The sequence below is a fragment of the Streptomyces sp. NPDC002232 genome, assembly GCF_042890295.1.
Classification (GTDB): domain Bacteria; phylum Actinomycetota; class Actinomycetes; order Streptomycetales; family Streptomycetaceae; genus Streptomyces.
In genome coordinates this window covers 1,127,778-1,141,591 of sequence record NZ_JBIARV010000003.1, presented here as the reverse complement: position 1 = coordinate 1,141,591, position 13,814 = coordinate 1,127,778, and the positions used below count along the sequence as shown (strand labels likewise).

Below are 13,814 nucleotides of genomic sequence, written 5' to 3'. Positions count from 1 at the left end.
GGGCCGGGGGTGCCCCCTGACGCTCGGCAGGTCTGGCCGGTCGGTCGCGCTCGGAGCGTTGGCCGGTCCGACCCGTGGGCGTCAGACCAGCGCTGGTGTGGGCAGGTAGGGGGAGATGGCGCGCCAGGCACGCTCGACGTACTCCTCCTTCTCGCCGACCGGGGCGACGTAGTGCATCGCGCCCTCCGCGGCCTCCTTGCCCTCGAGACGGGCGATGATCCACGCGGCCAGGTACTGCGAGGCCAGGCAGCCGCCCGCCGTGGCGATGTTGCCCTTGGCGTAGAAGGGCTGGTGGAGCACCTCGACGCCGGCCGCGACGACCCAGGGCCTGGTCGTCAGGTCGGTGCAGGCGGGGATGCCGTCGAGCAGTCCGAGCCTGGCCAGGACGAGCGCGCCGGAGCACTGAGCGGCGATGAGCTGACGCGAGGGGTCCAGGCCGCGCAGGACCTTCATGATCTCCGGATCCTCGACGACCTCGCGGGTGGCGATGCCGCTGCCGATGATGACGGCGTCGGCGGCGCACGCGTCCTCGAGGGTCGACATCTGCTCGATGACGACGCCGTTCATCGACGTGACCTTGGGGCTGGGGGTGGCGATGGTGACACGCCGGCCCTCGGCCTCGACGCGGTTGAGCACACCGAGCGCGATCAGGGAGTCGAGCTCGTTGTAGCCCTCGAAGGTGACGATGGCGATGTGCACGGCGGCTGCCTTTCGGCCGGGTGGCTGGTGGATCTCGACGGTAGGAAGCCGTGACCAGGACGGTCAAAGAATTGTCATGGATACAATCCCGCGCATGGCGGCTCCGCGGTACAAACAGCTGGTCGACGCGCTCGCGGCGGACATCCGGTCGGGACGGCTCGCCGCGGGTGCGCGGTTGCCGACGCACCGCGGGCTCGCCGCCCGTGAGGGCATCGCCGTGGTGACCGCGACCCGGGTGTACGCCGAGCTGGAGGCAATGGGCCTGGTGAGCCGGGAGCAGGGCCGGGGCACCTTCGTACGCGACATCACGGTTCCCGCCGGACACGGCATCGACCAGCGGGCGGTCGCCGCGGACGCGGTCGACCTGAGCTTCAACTACCCCGCGCTGCCCGGCCAGGCCGATCTCCTCCGGCACGCTCTGCGCGAGGTGGCCGGCTCCGGTGACCTCGACTCCCTGCTGCGCTACCAACCGCACCGGGGGCGCCCCCAGGACAGGGCCTCGATCGCGCGGCACCTGAGAAGCCGGGGCATCGTCACGGACGCGGAGCGGATCCTCGTCGCGGGTGGCGCGCAGCACGGCCTGGCCATCGCCGTCATGGCCCTGCTCGACGCGGGCGACGTCGTCGCGGTCGACGCGCTGACCTATCCGGGTTTCAAGGTGCTCGCGCACGCCTTTCGACTCGACCTCGCCCCGGTGCCCGTCACCGCCGACGGGCCGGATCTCGACGCCCTGGAACGGCTGTGCGCGACCCGGCCCGTGCGGGCGATCTACACCATGCCCACCCTCCACAACCCGCTGGGCTGGGTCATGCCGGCCGCCGACCGCACCCGGCTGATCGAGATCGCCCGGCGGTACGGGCCGCTCGTCATCGAGGACGCCTCGTACGCCTACCTCGTCGAGGACCCTCCTCCGCCGCTGGTCGCCACCGCTCCGGACATCACCCTCTACGTCTCGGGCCTCTCCAAGAACATCGCGACCGGCCTCCGCGTCGGGTTCGTGGTGGCCCCGCCGTCCGTGGTGCCGTCGCTCGAACGCGCGATCCGGGCCACCACGTGGAACACCCCCGCCCTCACCACCGCGATCGCCTGCCGCTGGCTCGACGACGGCACGGTGGACGACCTGGAAGCGCGGAAGCGGGACGACGCCAGGGCTCGCCAGGCCGTGGCCCGGGAGGAGCTGGCGGGGCTGGGTCTCGTCGGCCATCCGTCGTCCTACTTCGTCTGGCTGCCGCTGCCCGAGGACGCACGCGCCGACCGCCTGACCGCCGCCCTCGCGCGTCAGCACATCTCGGTGTCCACCGCTGAGCCGTACACCACCACGACCCACACACCGCAGGCCCTCCGTCTCGCTCTGGGCTCGACCGATCTGGACCGTCTGCGCTCGACGCTGCGGACCGTGCGGCGCATCGCCGTCCAGGACGCCCATGCCTGAGCTGTGCCCGCGCGTGCACGGTTTCTGGGCAGCATCGGCAGGAGCTTGCCAAGGCGTGTCGGCGTCCTGACGAGGCGTGCGGGGAGGGGCGGCCCTGGTCTCGGGGCCGCCCCTCCCCTGCCGGGTGCTCGCTACGGCTTGCGCCCGCACCAGGCCACGAGGCGGTCGATGGCCGGAGCGTCCGGGTCGACATCCACGGCGGCCTCGAACGGCGCACCGTCACGCGGACCGGCGGGCAGTCCGCGCTGCATGGCGGCGTAGGAGATCGCCACGAGCTCGGGATCCCAGGCGGGGAGTTGGCCCGTCGCGGTGGCGATGTCCCACGTGTGCACGGTGAATTCGGAGGTCCAGACGGCCGCTGCGGCGGCGCCCGGCAGGCTGCCGAAGGGCAGGGTCAGCGTGCGGCGCAGGATCGCGGGGTCCGCCCACGCCGCCTCGACCTCTCGTACGGCGGTGTCCCACGCCTCCTGCCACGCGGTGTCCGCGAGGTCGTCGATGGTCGTGGGGAGGCTCATCACGTCGCCGCCGCGCCCGGCGACGGCGATCCGGCGCAGGACGGCGACGAGGTGCCCCGCGAGTCCGCGGACGGTGAACTCGGTACAGGGCGTGGGCCCGTCGAACTGCTCGGGCCGGACCGCCGCCACGGTGTGCCGGGCCAGCGCGACGGCCTTCAGCAGTGCCTGGCGGGGGTCGGTGGCGCCATCGGAGGGGCCAACGGAATCAGGGGTGTTCGGGGTGTTCGTCATGGCGTCATCCTGGACGCCGAGTAGGTCAGATCCTGGCCTACTCGCTGGAGAAGTCGTCACCGCGCGAGAACGGCGTCACCCGGTCGTCACCCGGGACCCGGCGGAAGCGGCGTGCCGGATCGTTCAGTCGCCGCTGTAGCCGTACGCGGTCCAGTTGTCGAGCACGTGCTGCTGGAGGGCCGGCGGGAAGGAGCCGCGGAAGGAGGCGGTGGTACCGCGGAAGTCGTCGGGAAGGAGGCAGTCGGTGATCGACTTGCCGCCCTTGGCCGCGCGGACCTCCGCCGGGGTGAGGTAGGGGACCATCGGTATGCCCGGGGCGTCGGGGAAGTAGTGCTCGCCCGTCCCCGGGTGGCAGCGGGTGGCCATCGCCCACACCACCTGGTCGATGTCGGTGATGTCGATGTCGTCGTCGACCAGGATCACCTTGGGGACCAGCCATCCGGCGTGGGAGCCGAACAGCACCGTGGCGATCCGGTCGATCAGCTCACGGCGCGTCAGCGCGAGCCGCCTGCGCCGCTCCCGGTCGACGCTGAGGACGATCCAGCAGGTGGCAGCCTCGTACGAGCACCAGGCCAGGTCGATGGGCAGGCCGGCGGTGCGCAGCACGTCGAGGGCCGCCGCGGAGATCATCGTGCCCCAGATGGTGTGGTTCTCCTCCGGAGGGAGTCCGGCGACGCAGACGGGCAGGACCGGTTCGTCGCGCCAGGTGACCGCCTCGACGCGGAAGACGGGCTGCTGCTTCCCGTCCGGGAACGCGTATCCGTGGTACTCCCCCATCGGCCCCTCGGGCGCCGTGGCCTCGTTGTCGATGTACCCCTCCAGGACGATCTCGGAGTGGGCCGGTACGAACAGGTCGTTGGTACGGGCCCGCACGACCTCGACGGGTGTGCCGGTGAGCGCACCCACGTAGCCGTCCTCGCTGACGCCTTCGGGCAGCGGCATCCCGGCCGCCGCCAAGGCGGCCGGCGGGGCGCCCAGCACCATCGCCCACGGGGTGCGTTCGCCGCGGCTCCGCCACATGTCCCGGATCATGCCGATGTGCTGCTGGGGCATCACGGGGCCGACCAGGGTGGTGCGGTCGTGCAGCATGGTGCGGGCGACCGACCAGCTGGTCCAGGCGCCGTCGGGGCTCCGCACGATGTGGAACCCGTACGTGCCGAGGTACCGTCCGCCGTCCTCCTGGTGCAGGAGCGGCACCGGAAGCATCTCCAGGTCGACGGCGTCTCCGGTGCGGACGTTCTGCCGACAGGGACCGTCGGGCACGACGACCGGTGCCACGGGAGGTGCGGCCATGGCGGTGACCAGGTGCTCCAGGATCGTGCGCGGGGTGGCGGTACGGGGCAGCCCCAGGTGCGCGGCGAGCCGGCCGTACCGCGTGCGGGGGTCGCGGTTCAGTCCGGCGGGTGCCCCGAGGACACGGAATCCCGGGGTGGTTCCGGTGAGGGACGTGAAGAGCGGTGCGGACGCCCGCGTCTCGTAGGCCCGCCGCGTGACCGCGCCGACTTCCAGATGGGGGTCGACGGTCTGCGCGATGGCGACGGCGTCCTGGTCGGCGAGGAGCCGGGCGAGGAAGGCGCGGAAGTCCAGGGCGGGTTCGGTGTTCCGGCTCATGGTGTGGGGTCGCTTTCTCGGGCCGCCGGCGGGCGGGCCGGGTGGGGTGGTGTGGGGTGGGGTGAGGTGAGGTGGTGAGGTGAGGTGAGGTGCAGGGGTGTGGATGTCGCGGGGCATACGCGGGAGGGCTGCGCTGATCGGTCACGCGGTCCGTCTCCCGCCGTCGGCGCTGATCGGTCACGCGGTGCGCGCAGCCCTCATGCCGTTCCAGCGGCGGGCGGCAGGGTCCGGAAGGCCCAGCTGGTCGAGAACGCGCGTGACGATGTGGTCCACGACGTCGTCGACCTCGCGCGGACGGTGGTAGAAGGCCGGCATCGGCGGCACGATCCGGACGCCCATGCGGGCCAGGTCGAGCATGTTCTCCAGGTGGACGGGGCTGAGCGGGGTCTCCCTGGGGACCAGCACCAGGGGCCGGTTCTCCTTCAGGGCGACGTCGGCCGCGCGCTGTACGAGGCCGCTGGCGTAGCCGGCGCGGATCCCGGCCAGGGTCTTCATGCTGCAGGGGACGACGACCATGGCGTCCGCGCGGAAGGAGCCGGACGAGATCGAGGCTCCCTGGTCCTCGGGGTGGTGGACGACGTCGGCGAGCGCGGCGAGGTCTCGGGCCGTCCGGCCGGTCTCCAGCTCGATGGTGGCGCGGGCCCACGGGGTGAGGACCAGGTGCGTCTCCACCTCCGGGTCGGCTGCGAGGCGTTCGAGCAGGCGCAGTCCCAGCGGGGCGCCCGTCGCCCCCGTCATCCCCACGACGATGCGCCTGCGGGGGACCTCGGGGGCGCCGGATCCCTCCGGACAGGCATGGCTTTTTTCGGTCACATCAGGGGTCCTGACCGTGCGATCGGTCCCCGCGACTCGGGGGCCTGTGTACTGGTCAGGCTAGGTACGGCCCGGCGGTCGTCCGGGGTACTCTCGGGCAGATCATGAGCAGAATCGGACAACTCCACGACATCGCGGACTTCCCCTTCCCGGTGACGCCGGGCGGCCCTCCGGGCGTCGAGGTGACCGACCTCGTCGGGTGGCGGGCACGCGTCGAACGGCTGGGCCGACGAGCCGGGGCGGCGGTGCGTCCCGGCTTCCATCTCCTGGTCACGGTCCGGTCGGGCACCCTGGACTGCGACGTGGATCTGACCGGGTGCCGCATGGACGCGGGCTCCTGGCTCTGGCTGCGTCCGGGCCAGGTCGTGCGGCTGCGGGGCGACGCGGTGGAGGAGAGCCGCGAAGCCCGTGTGTCGGTGATTCTCTTCCAGCCCAGCTTCCTGGACACCGCTACCGTCGCCTCGGCCCGGCTGGACCGCCGTGCGTGGCGCCTGCCGCTCACTCCCCCGTCCGGCCCGCGCGAGCCGATCACACAGACGCTCGACCTGCTGGAGGACGAGTACCACCAGCTGCGGAACCTGCCCCTGGAAGTCCACGTCGAAGTGGTCCGTCACCTGCTCGCGGTGCTCGTGCTCCGGCTCTCCCACCTCCCGGGCGGCCACCGCCGGCAGACGGCCGGGGACGAGACCTTCCGCCGCTTCCAGCAGGCGGTGGAGCGCGACTTCACCCGTCTGCATCAGGCCGAGGAGTACGCCGCCGGGCTCGGCTACAGCGTCAGGACGCTGACGCGCGCCAGCAACGCGGCCGTCGGGCGCGGGGCGAAGGCGTTCATCGACGACCGGCTCGTCCTGGAGGCCAAACGGCTGCTGCTCCACACCGACCTGCTCACCGCGACCGTCGGTGAACGCCTCGGCTTCCCGTCGGCGACCGTGTTCACCCGCTTCTTCCGCAAGCGCACCGGCGAGACCCCGGCCGGATTCCGCACCCGGGCCAAGGCGCTGGACGCTGGAGGGGAACGGTGAGCGGCGCGCGTGGCCGGGGAACGTGGCTCTAGGGTGACGGGAGGACAGGGGGAATTCCGTGGTGATGAGTGTGCTGCTGCAATCGGACGATCTGACGCTGCGTCCGTGGGAGCCGGGTGACGCCGATGCGCTGGCGGGACTGACCGGCGACGAGGAACTGCGCCGCTGGACCTCGCATCGGGTCGACGGACCGGAGGACGCGGCGCGGTGGATCGCGGTGCAGGAGGCCGGCTGGACGTCCGGTGAGCGCCTCGGTTTCGCCGCCCTGGCGGCTGGTCAGGTCGCGGGGCACGTCGTTCTGAGGCCGTCCGGGGACCGGACGTCCGGCGAGATCGGCTACTGGACGGGCGCTCCGGCACGGGGCCTCGGCGTGGCCTCGCGGGCCGTGGAACTGTTGACCGACTGGGCCTTCGACACGGAGACGGGACCCGGTCTGAGCCGCCTGGAATTGATCCACAACGCCGGTAACCCCGCCTCCTGTCGGGTCGCGCAGAAGACGGGGTACGCCTTCGAGGGCATCCTGCCGCCACGTGGGGCGCACGAGGCGGAGGGGCATCTCCACGCGCGCGAACGCGGGGCCGTGCCCCGGTCGTGACGGCGCGGCGCGGTCGGCCGAGCGGGGCCGGCTTGGCCGGAAAGGGTAGGTGGCCCCTGAGCCCGGCCCGAGGGCCCTCGTACACTGCGGAACATGATGAAATCGAGTAAATCTGGGCATGACGACGCCTGGGAGGGCGTGGTCGTGGGCAAGTCCCGAGGCATGCTGGACGGCTCGAACATGTACCACTTCGTGGAAGTTCGCCTCACCGACGGGGACGTCACGAAGGTGAGAATCGACCGTCGGCTCTGGAAGTCGATCGAGATCGACGACCGGATCGTCAAGGAGCCGGGGAGCGAGCCCGTCAAGGGATAGCGTGCGGCGGTCCCGTCTTCAGGGACGACTTCGACCGGCCTTCGGACCGAGGCCCGCCCGGTATTCCACGACCTCGACCGGCCCTTCGAGCCGAGCCCGGCAGCGCGTCGCGCCGGGCTCGGCTCGGCGATGTCGTGGAGTTCGGGGCGGGCCTCGGCCCGCATTCGGCACCGGGCCCCCGCTCGGCGGGGGCCCGGAGTCGGTCAGGCGTCGGCGATGGGCGAGGTGCTCAGCCTGATGTTGTCCACCGCCCAGAACCAGTTGTTGCCCGCGTGGTGGATGCGGAAGCCCACCTTCACCGAGCGCGCGTCGGCAGGCACCGGGACGGACGCGGTGACGAGACGGTTCTGCTGGTCGCGGCCGCCGTTGCTGTTCCCCGACGCCGCGCTGGAGTAGTACAGCACCCGGGAGGTGGCGCCGGTGTCGAAGGCCACGGTCACCTCCGCCTCCTGCGGGCTCTCCTGCCGGTAGTGGGAGTCGAAGCCCAGGTGCAGCGTCGGGGTCCCCGCCGGGATCGCGACGGCGGGCGTCGTCAGCGTCGAGTCGAAGGTGCCCCGGCTGGACGGGCTGCCGGTGTCGTCCCAGTCGTCCGGGTCGGCGACGGCGACGATGCCCAGGGACCGGCCGAACGCCGCGCGTTCCTGGCCGGCCGGGAACCAGAACTGCCGGGACAGGAACGCCCAGCCGTTGAGCTCCTCCGTGCCCTGCGGCATCCCGGGGGCGTTGGTGACCGTCCATCCCTCGGGCGCGGTCCGCGTCCACCCCCGCAGCCCCGGACGGCTCAGATCGGTGGCCGGGGCCAGCCGGTCGGCGAGGGACTCGAAGTCCTCGGCGAGCAGGTAGCCGGTCATCACCGGGCCCACCCGGGTGGCCAGCGATCCGGTCTGGTCCACCGTCGTGCCGGCCGCGGTGCGCCCGCCGACGGTCGCCGTCAGCGTGGCGGAGGTGCGGGCCGCCGACGCGGGCGCGGTGACCTTCCAGACCACCTTCGCCGAGGCACGGGCCGGGACCGAGGCGGGGGTCCCGGCGGCCGGCTCGGCACGCCACCCGTCCGGTACCGCCAGCCGGGCGGACAGGGCGGTCAGCGGAGCGCTCCCCGCGTTGGTGACGGTCGCGGTGACGGTCAGGGGCTTCTCCGGGGACAGCACGCTGCCGTCGGTATCGGGAGAGCTCGCGGGCGCGGTCAGGGTGAGGCTGACCGCGCGGGCGACCTGCGCCCGGACCCGGGCGTCCGCGACCCGGAGCAGGCCGTCGCCCTCGGCGCGGGCGGCGACGGTGAGCGTTCCGGCCGTGGCGTCCGCCGCGGGGGTGACGGTGAATCGCAGGTCCGCCGTCCCGCCGCCGGGCAGGCCGCGTGGGACGGGCCCGGAGGACTTCACCGTCCAGCCGCCCGGGGCCAGCAGGGACACGGCCAGGTCCCGCAGCCGTCCCTTCTCCTCGTTGCGTACGCGCACCACGACCTCGGCGGGGCTGCCCTGCACGAGCGGCGCGGTCAGCGGGGGCAGCGGCTCGGGCAGCACGATCGCCGCGCCCAGCGCCGGCGCGGTCCCGATCGCCGGGTCGGTGGTGCCCCGTCCGCCGTCCGCGGGCCTGCCGGACATCCGGCGCAGGAAGCGCGGGTCGTCCTCGTCGAGGACCACGATGTCGTACCAGCCGTGCCGGGCGAGCGGTACGGACACGGTCCGCTTCCCGCCGGGCGCCAGCCGCACGGTCTGTACGCCGCCCTCTCCGCGCCGCTCGTGGGTGGACTCGCCCACCACGAGCGTCCGGGTGCGCCGGGTGGGGTTGGTGCACCGCACGTCCACGTGACGGGCGTGGGCGTGCTCCACCACGTGCGCCTCGGCGCCGATGCCGGCTCCGCGCAGCTCCCACAGGGCCCAGCCGGGGCCGTGCACCTGGAGGTCGTAGCCCTCGGGACCGTACGGGAGGCTGCCGGTGGCGCTGTCCCGGCCGGCGACGGTCCAGGCGCGCGGGGCGGTTCCGTCGCCCGGGTACGCGGTGATCGGGGCGCTCCGCCGCCCCTCGTTGCCGAGGGTCAGTCGTACCTCGGTCTCGGTGACGGTGGCGCTGAGCGCGAGGCGGTACGGGGAGGGCCGGGTCGGGCGGACGCCGGTCTCCTGGGCGGGGCGCTCCTGCGTCGACGGGGGCACCGGGTTCCAGCGGCCGATGGGTGCCGGAACCGCGCCGGGGCGTTCCACCTCGGGCTTGCGGTAGGCGCGGTCGAAGTCGAACACGGAGGTCAGGTCGCCGAAGACGCTGCGGCGCCAGGCGCTGATGTTGGGCTCCTGGACGCCCGTCCACGTCTCCAGGAACCTGATCACCGACGTGTGGTCGAAGAGCTCCGAGTTCACGAAACCGCCGACCGTCCAGGGGGACACGACGGTCATCGGGACGCGGGGGCCGGGCCCGACCGGACGGCCGCCCACCCAGTCGTCGCCGTCTCCGCTCTCCGGCCGGGGGGCGGTGGGGGCGGGGACGTGGTCGAAGTAGCCGTCGTTCTCGTCGAAGTTGATGAACAGCGCGGTCTTCGACCAGGTCTTGGGGTCGGAGGCGATGGCGTCGAGCAGGTCGTAGACGAGGCCGGCGCTGCCGACGGGCGTGGAGGAGCTGGGGTGTTCGGAGAGGGCGGCCGTGGGCACCACCCAGCTGACCTTCGGCAGGGTCCCCGCCTTGATGTCGGCCTTGATGCGGGTGAGCAGGGTGCCGGGTCCGGACCGGTGGGCGCCGCGCCGGAAGAGTCGGCGCTCGTCCTCGGGAAGGGCGTCGACCGCGGCCTCGAACCGGGCCAGGTCCGCCTTCCGCGTGCTGTCGCTCTTGTCCCACAGCTTGTCGTAGAACTCCTCGGTGGTGGCGTAGGCGAACCCGGCGGCGTCGAGGATCTTCCGGCCGATCCGCTTCCACGGCTTGAAGTACTCCACCGCGTTGTCGGTGAAGTTGTCCCACTCCTGGTAGATCTGCCAGGACACCCCGGCCGCCTCCAGGCGCTCCGGGTAGGTGGTCCAGTCGTAGCCGGCGTGGCCGTAGGAGTACGCGGCGTTGGTGACCGCGCGTCCGCCGCCGTTGGGCTCGAACCCGGTCGTGCCGGTCCACAGGAAGTTGCGGTTGGGGTTCGTGGAGCCGAAGACGGAGCAGTGGTAGGCGTCGCAGATGGTGAAGCGGTCGGCGAGCTCGTACTGGAGGGGGATGTCGCGCCGGTCGTAGTGGGCCATGGTGCTCTGGCCCTTGGCCGCGATCCAGTCGTTCCACCAGCCGTTCGCGCGGGCCTGCACCCCGTCGTTGAAGCCGTGCGGCAGTGAGCCGAGGTACTGGATGTCGCCCTCGGGCCGTCCGGCGGCGAGGGCCGCCCCGCGTGCGGAGAACGGCAGGACGGAGGAGCCGCCGGAGCGGGGCTGCTCGAACACGCTGGCACCGTCGGGCAGTCGCAGCGCCCGCCGGTCGCCGAAGCCGCGGACGCCTCTGAGGGTGCCGAAGTAGTTGTCGAAGGAACGGTTCTCCTGCATCAGCACGATGACGTGCTCGACGGCCCGGAGTCCCCCGCGGGGCAGGGGGGCGGCCATGGCCGTCAGGAGGGACGGCGGGAGGACGGAGAGCGCGGAACCGGCGGCGAGGGTGCCGAGGACCTTACGGCGTGAGAAGTCGGACATGGCGGGGAGGCTAGGGCGTGGCACAGCGCCTCCGAAACCCATCCCGCCAGGGGTTCGCCGACTGTTCACGCTCGCGACTCGTACGAAATCCGCAGGTCAAGGCCATGATCACGGTGAGTCGGTACGGAGGGAGCCACCCTCGGGCCCCACCGCCTCGACCGCTGCCCCGGCACCCCGGCGTCCAGGCACCGGGCATCCGGACAGTCCCTTTCTCGGTTCTTCACGGCGCGGCCGATGAGTTTGCGGCTCCGGAGCGGTCCAAGCTCGTGACACACCAGGAAAGGACACCGCCATGTCGGAGCTTCTCGTCGACTTCATCACCTCCCTCGACGGATACGCGTCAGGAGAGGGATGGCCCGGGTTCTGGGGCCTGGAGGGCCCGGAGTACCTCGCCTGGCTGGGTGAGCAGCCCGAGGTCACCTATCTGATGGGGGCGAACACGTACCGCCTGATGTCGGGCTTCGCCGCCGGCGAGGTGCCGAGCGGTCAGGACGACTTCAGGCCCGAGGAGGAGGCGTCGGTCGACGCGCTCACGCGCGCGTCGAAGGTGGTCTTCTCCCGCTCGCTCGCGTAGCCGCTCACGTGGGCCAACGCCACGCTCGTCCGGGACGACGCCGTCGAGACCGTCCGCGCCATGAAGACGAGCGGCTCGGGAGTGCTCACCACGATCGGCAGCCTCAGCCTCGCCCGGTCCCTGCTGCGGGCCGGACTCGTCGACCGCTTCCGGGTCGTGATGTTCCCGGTGATCACCGGGGCCACGGGCGCGGAACGCATCTACGACGGCTACCCGGACGTGGCCCTCGACATGACCGGGCACCGCACCTTCGACGGCCGCATCCAGCTGGTCGAGTACCGGCCCCGCGTGCTCGACCACCCGCCGCTCGGCGCCCCTGCGTGACGTCGCGTACTCGCCTGGTGCGAGTGGCCCGGCTGGGCCGGAGGCGGCCCGGCCGTCGGCCGGTCGGGACGGGCAGGGCGGGCGGGACGGGTCGGCGCCGAAGGGCTCGGAGCACGACCGACCGCCGGTCGACGCCCGCCCGGGGCACCGGGGAGGGCCGCCGCGCGGGTCAGCGGCGTGAGAAGTGGATGCTGAGGACGTTGGCTCCGACGACGGCTCCGATGGCGGCCCCGTCGGTCCGTCCGAGGCTCTGCCCGAGACCGACCCAGCCGACCACGGCCGCGAGCACCGGATTGACACTCATGAACAGGCCGAAGGCGGCGGCCGGTACATGGCGCAGCGTGTACAGGTCCACCAGGTACGGCACCGCCGAGGCGAGGACCCCGGCGGCGACGGCGTACGCGAGGGAGACGGCCGTCGGCGGGTGGCGCAGCACGACGTGCAGACCGACCGGCAGGAACATGACGGCGGAGAGGAGCGCGGCGGCGGCACTGCCCTGCGCGCCCGGGACGAGGCGCCCGACCTTCTGGTTGAGCTTGATGTACGAGGCCCAGCACACGGCACCGAGCAGCCCCGATGCCATGCCGACGTAGTCGGTGGAGGGCTGGGGCCGCATCAGGGTGACGACCCCGGCCGCGGCCAGCAGGGCGCACAGCACGTCGGTCCGGCGGCGGGTCGCGGCCAGGGCGATGGCGAGCGGACCGAGGAACTCCAGGGTCACGGCGAGCCCCAGGCCGACCCGGTCGATGGCGGTGTACAGGGAGAGGTTCATCGTCGCGAACACGACCGCGAGCAGGATGACGAGCCGCCACTGCCGCCAGGTGAAGCCGCGCAGCGCGGGCCGGCCGACGGCGAGCAGCACGGCGGCGGCGACGTACTGGCGGACCGCGACGACTCCGACGGGCCCGATGGCGGGAAAGGCGAGGGAACCGGTGGCCGCACCGATCTGGTTGGAGAGGCCGCTGCCGAGCATGGCGGCCACACCGGCCGGGGAGGCCTGGGGCGTCGGCGGCGCGCTCGTCGCCAGGGCGGGTTCGGACGGGGCTGTTCGCATGAGTCGATGCTGGCGGCGAGGCTTCTTTGCGCAAAATGCATGTACGAGATCGATCTATACGCTGAAGTCATGGATATCGAGCTCCGGCAGCTGCGCTGTCTCGTAGCGATCGTCGACGAGGGCACCTTCACCGACGCCGCGCTGACGCTGGGTGTCTCCCAGGCGGCCGTCTCCCGGACCCTGGCCTCTCTCGAACGGACTTTGGGCGTACGGCTGTTGCGTCGCACCTCGCGTTCCGTGGCGCCGACGAGTGCCGGGGTGCGCGTGGTGGCGCACGCACGGCTGCTCCTCGCGGCGGCGGACGAGCTGGTCCGCGAGGCGACGGCGGGACAGCGCGTCCTGCGCGTGGGCTACGCCTGGTCGGCGCTCGGCCGCCACACCCCGGCGTTCCAGCGCCGGTGGGCCGCGGCGCACCCCGGCACAGAGCTGCACATGGTGCGGGTGAACTCGGCGACGGCCGGGCTGGCAGAAGGCTCGTGCGACCTGGCCGTGCTGCGCAGGGGGCTGGAGGACCGGCGCTTCGACTCGGCGATCGTGGGTCTGGAGCGACGGCTCTGCGCGATGGCGGCGGACGACCCGCTCGCCCGGCGCCGTTCGCTGCGCCTGGCGGACCTGAGCGGGCACACCCTGCTGATCGACCGGCGCACCGGCACCACGACACCGGAGCTCTGGCCGCCCGAATCCCGCCCCGCGACCGAGGACACGTACGACGTGGACGACTGGCTCACGGCGATCTCCACCGGGCGATGCATGGGCATGAGCGCGGAGGCGACGGCCAGCCAGTACCGCAGACCGGGCGTGGTCTACCGGCCGGTCCGCGACGCCGAACCGGTCGCGGTACGCCTCGCCTGGTGGCGCGACGACCCGCATCCGGCGGCCCCACACGTCATCGAGCTGCTCAGCGAGCTCTACCGGGAGGCGTGACGTCCGCCCGTTGGCCGGCCCTCGGGTGCCGTGTTCCCGGCCTGACCGAGGCCCCCTTTCG

Annotated in this window: 11 protein-coding genes and 1 pseudogene; 6 read left to right on the top strand and 6 right to left on the bottom strand. The window is 72.7% G+C overall.

From position 1 onward, the window contains the following. Nucleotides 1-81: 81 nt before the first annotated feature. Nucleotides 82-699, bottom strand: a complete 618-nt coding sequence (locus ACFYXU_RS17560; protein WP_389458317.1) for a DJ-1/PfpI family protein — start codon at nt 697-699, stop codon at nt 82-84. A 94-nt stretch (nt 700-793) separates the two neighbouring features. Between ACFYXU_RS17560 and ACFYXU_RS17555 the strand changes: the two genes are divergently transcribed. Further along, nucleotides 794-2,131 carry a PLP-dependent aminotransferase family protein gene (locus ACFYXU_RS17555; RefSeq protein ID WP_389458315.1) on the top strand — a complete coding sequence of 446 codons (1,338 nt, stop codon included), beginning with the start codon at nt 794-796 and terminating at the stop codon, nt 2,129-2,131. 131 nt (nt 2,132-2,262) lie between these two features. Here the strand turns inward: ACFYXU_RS17555 and ACFYXU_RS17550 are convergent, their stop codons facing one another. The 3 genes from ACFYXU_RS17550 to ACFYXU_RS17540 form a co-directional block, all read right to left on the bottom strand. After that, nucleotides 2,263-2,877 carry a TIGR03086 family metal-binding protein gene (locus tag ACFYXU_RS17550; protein WP_389458313.1) on the bottom strand — a complete coding sequence of 205 codons (615 nt, stop codon included), beginning with the start codon at nt 2,875-2,877 and terminating at the stop codon, nt 2,263-2,265. A 123-nt stretch (nt 2,878-3,000) separates the two neighbouring features. Next, nucleotides 3,001-4,488 (bottom strand): UbiD family decarboxylase, encoded by a 1,488-nt coding sequence (locus tag ACFYXU_RS17545; protein WP_389458311.1) that lies wholly within the window; start codon nt 4,486-4,488, stop codon nt 3,001-3,003. 177 nt (nt 4,489-4,665) lie between these two features. Further along, complete coding sequence (locus ACFYXU_RS17540; RefSeq protein ID WP_389458309.1) at nt 4,666-5,301, bottom strand: UbiX family flavin prenyltransferase; 636 nt, start codon at nt 5,299-5,301, stop codon at nt 4,666-4,668. Between the two features lie 104 nt (nt 5,302-5,405). Here ACFYXU_RS17540 and ACFYXU_RS17535 point away from each other — a divergent pair, with 104 nt between their 5' ends. From ACFYXU_RS17535 to ACFYXU_RS17525, 3 genes are all read left to right on the top strand, one after another. Beyond that, nucleotides 5,406-6,323 (top strand): helix-turn-helix transcriptional regulator, encoded by a 918-nt coding sequence (locus tag ACFYXU_RS17535; protein WP_389405630.1) that lies wholly within the window; start codon nt 5,406-5,408, stop codon nt 6,321-6,323. A gap of 64 nt (nt 6,324-6,387) precedes the next feature. Further along, nucleotides 6,388-6,918: a GNAT family N-acetyltransferase gene (locus ACFYXU_RS17530; RefSeq protein ID WP_389406427.1), complete on the top strand. Its 531-nt coding sequence runs from the start codon at nt 6,388-6,390 to the stop codon at nt 6,916-6,918. A 144-nt stretch (nt 6,919-7,062) separates the two neighbouring features. After that, nucleotides 7,063-7,233: a hypothetical protein gene (locus tag ACFYXU_RS17525; RefSeq protein ID WP_389458307.1), complete on the top strand. Its 171-nt coding sequence runs from the start codon at nt 7,063-7,065 to the stop codon at nt 7,231-7,233. Nucleotides 7,234-7,436: 203 nt separating this feature from the next. Here ACFYXU_RS17525 and ACFYXU_RS17520 read toward each other — a convergent pair whose 3' ends face one another. Continuing rightward, the gene (locus ACFYXU_RS17520; RefSeq protein ID WP_389458305.1) at nt 7,437-10,877 is read right to left on the bottom strand and encodes a phosphocholine-specific phospholipase C; all 3,441 of its coding nucleotides are present in this window, start codon (nt 10,875-10,877) and stop codon (nt 7,437-7,439) included. A gap of 292 nt (nt 10,878-11,169) precedes the next feature. Here ACFYXU_RS17520 and ACFYXU_RS17515 point away from each other — a divergent pair. Further along, nucleotides 11,170-11,775, top strand: a pseudogene (locus ACFYXU_RS17515) (dihydrofolate reductase family protein). 169 nt (nt 11,776-11,944) lie between these two features. Here ACFYXU_RS17515 and ACFYXU_RS17510 read toward each other — a convergent pair. Then, complete coding sequence (locus tag ACFYXU_RS17510) at nt 11,945-12,829, bottom strand: DMT family transporter (RefSeq protein WP_389458303.1); 885 nt, start codon at nt 12,827-12,829, stop codon at nt 11,945-11,947. 69 nt (nt 12,830-12,898) lie between these two features. Here ACFYXU_RS17510 and ACFYXU_RS17505 point away from each other — a divergent pair, with 69 nt between their 5' ends. Then, on the top strand, nt 12,899-13,753 hold the full coding sequence (locus tag ACFYXU_RS17505) for a LysR family transcriptional regulator (protein ID WP_376510792.1): 855 nt from the start codon (nt 12,899-12,901) through the stop codon (nt 13,751-13,753). The last annotated feature ends 61 nt before the right edge of the window (nt 13,754-13,814 follow it).